Annotated in this window: 4 protein-coding genes; 3 read left to right on the top strand and 1 reads right to left on the bottom strand. The window is 41.9% G+C overall.

Annotated elements, in window-relative coordinates; translation table 11 throughout:
* A partial coding sequence (locus ciss_RS09185; protein WP_143298538.1) for an MFS transporter occupies positions 1-562 on the top strand: 562 nt, incomplete at its 5' end.
* A 125-nt stretch (positions 563-687) separates the two neighbouring features.
* Here ciss_RS09185 and ciss_RS09180 read toward each other — a convergent pair.
* Positions 688-1065, bottom strand: a complete 378-nt coding sequence (locus ciss_RS09180) for an ATP-binding protein (RefSeq protein ID WP_235837283.1) — start codon at positions 1063-1065, stop codon at positions 688-690.
* Between the two features lie 220 nt (positions 1066-1285).
* On the opposite strand from ciss_RS09180, the gene ciss_RS13695 reads away from it, so the two are divergent.
* Positions 1286-1414 carry a hypothetical protein gene (locus ciss_RS13695; protein WP_268874215.1) on the top strand — a complete coding sequence of 43 codons (129 nt, stop codon included), beginning with the start codon at positions 1286-1288 and terminating at the stop codon, positions 1412-1414.
* A gap of 281 nt (positions 1415-1695) precedes the next feature.
* Positions 1696-2379: MFS transporter (locus ciss_RS09175; RefSeq protein WP_143298535.1), on the top strand; the 684-nt coding region annotated here is incomplete at its 3' end.

The raw sequence follows: 2379 nt of genomic DNA, 5'->3' as shown, positions 1-2379 counted from the left end.
ATTAATTAGTATCGGTTTAGGTGCGGGCTGGTACAGTGCGTATTTTGCTACGGTAAACCATATTAAGCTTATTGGTAAGGCTGATCCTGTAACGGCTGCAACGATTATGATGATAGCTGGCGTATTTGGATTTATAGCAACTATATTGTTGGGAGGAGTGCTATTAGATAAATGGGGAAGAAAACCGGTTTTAATCCTTGGTTATACTTTGGCGGCAATAACCTGGTACCCTCTCTACAAGCTTATTCCTACCGGTGACCCGGTTAAGATGGGAATTACTGCTGTTTTACTGGCTACCTGGGGGGCGATGTACTATGCTCCTTATGGTTCCCTTTTCCCGGAAATGTTTCCGGCAAAAGTGCGCTATACTGCTATGTCTATAGCTTACCATATTCCTGTAGGTATTTTTGGTGGGATTGCTCCCTATGCTATGCTGTGGTTTACTCAAAAATTTAACGACCCGCTGGCCGGTGTTTGGTATCCGGTAATCAGTGTGGCTATTTCGGCAATTTTAGGGGCTATCTTTCTTAAGGAAACGAAAAAAGTGGATATTTCTAAGTAAGACCACAACCCTGCCCGGTTTATTGGGCAGGGTTGTGGCACTATAAGGGAAGGGACGGTTCTGAGAATGACCATTTTAAAGAAAAGAAGCAGGGAAAATGGTGGCTGACAGAACCGTCCCTCCAGTTAACCGTGGATGAGGCGGGGGAGGCACTGGGCGCAGGCCCATACGCTGTCGCCTCTATAGCGGATGGGGAAGAGAGCTTTATCGTATTCGGAGTTGCCGCAGAAGTGGCAGAAGATTTCTTCTACTTCCCTGTGGGCTTTGACCTCTTCCACCGCTTCGTGGGAGAAGGGCACCGTTTCCCGCTCTTCAATGGTTAAAGCACCGGTGGGACAAACAGCCAGGCAAAAGCCGGCGCCGTCGCAAAGCTCTTCCCTTAACACTTTGGCTTTACCGTTTACTATTTCAATAGCCCCTTCTACACAGGGAGTAACGCATTTACCGCACCCGGTGCAAAGTTCTTCGTTTATTTTGACTATTTTCCTTACCACTTTTTCCACCGAAAACACCCTTTCTTTTAATTTTTTTATTTTGCTTAAGTTTTATTATAGCGGGATTTTGCCTGAATATTTGTAGGATAGCGCAAAAATCTCTGTGAGATTGGTCACAGTAAGTTTCCTGAAAATTTTTTAAAAAGTCTTGTCAGAAAGAAAAAGGAGTGTTAAAATAAAAGCACAAAGTATAATGTATACAGGCATATGCCGTTTGGGGGAATTTAATATGTTTTATTTGGTAAGCTGGTCCTACGGGGAAGAAGAGGTTTTTTATAAATTTGTTAGCGAAGAAGAATTAAATCAGGTTCTGGAAGAAGATAAAAATTATATTATTACGCCGGTATATTTGGCGTAACGGCTTTTAAACCCTCTGAGTTAATCAGGGGGTTTATTTTTTCAGGTTAACGGTTAAATACAGCATTAAACCGTTAACCTGAAATTACCAGCATTTTAAACCCTTAAAAAAAGCAGTTCAAAGTTGGATTTCGGTAATTAAGGGAAAAGAGATTCTTAATTATAAAAATATTCAGTAAAATTAAAATAGTCAAAAATATCAGAAAAGGGGGGATTTAAAGCACTTCAAAATAAAAATTTTGCAATTTAAACTAAACTAAAATTATTGGGAGGGATGAAGAATTGGCACTGGAGTCAAAGATTGGGAGTTTAACCCCACCCGCAATAACGCAAAGTGTGATAAACCGGGTGGTCGCTACTTCAATGATTGGTACAATGATTGAATGGTATGATTTCTTTATTTATGGTTTTCTGGCCACGTCGCTAGCGGCGTATTATTTTCCCCAGACGGATCCTATTGCCCAAACTTTAACAGCTTTTATGGCGTTTGCTATTGGACTTTTCTTCAGGCCTCTTGGAGCACTTTTATTTGGCGCGATGGGGGATCGGTTAGGAAGAAAGGCTACTTTTATGATAGCAATTTTCTTAATGGGTTCGGCAACGGCCTTGATAGGTATCCTTCCGGGGTACGCACAAATTGGGGTTACAGCATCAGTCTTAGTCTTTTTAATGCGGGTAATTCAAGGGTTATCTATCGGTGGTGCCTGGGGTGGTGCAGCTTCATTGGTGGCTGAATATGTTTCTCAGGAAAAAAGAGGTTATTATGGAAGTTTTACCACGGCAGCAGCGCCATTGGCCGTAGTTGTAGCGAATGGTGTCATACTTCTTTTAAATTTTATGCTGGGTAAGGAAGCTATGGCGGCCTGGGGCTGGCGGATACCGTTTATTCTTTCTTTAATTTTGGTTTTTGTATCGTTGTATCTGCGCTGGAAAATTGAAGAGTCACCTGTCTTTTCGGGAATGAAG

It is taken from the genome of Carboxydothermus islandicus (assembly GCF_001950325.1).
Taxonomy (GTDB): Bacteria; Bacillota; Z-2901; order Carboxydothermales; family Carboxydothermaceae; genus Carboxydothermus; species Carboxydothermus islandicus.
The sequence above is the reverse complement of the archived record's forward strand: the minus strand, read 5'-3'. Positions and strand labels throughout refer to the sequence as shown.

What these genes read in the sequence shown, in the direction of transcription:
- ciss_RS13695 (WP_268874215.1), top strand. Translation starts at nt 1,286, where the DNA reads ATGTTTTATTTGGTAAGCTGGTCCTACGGGGAAGAAGAGGTTTTTTAT.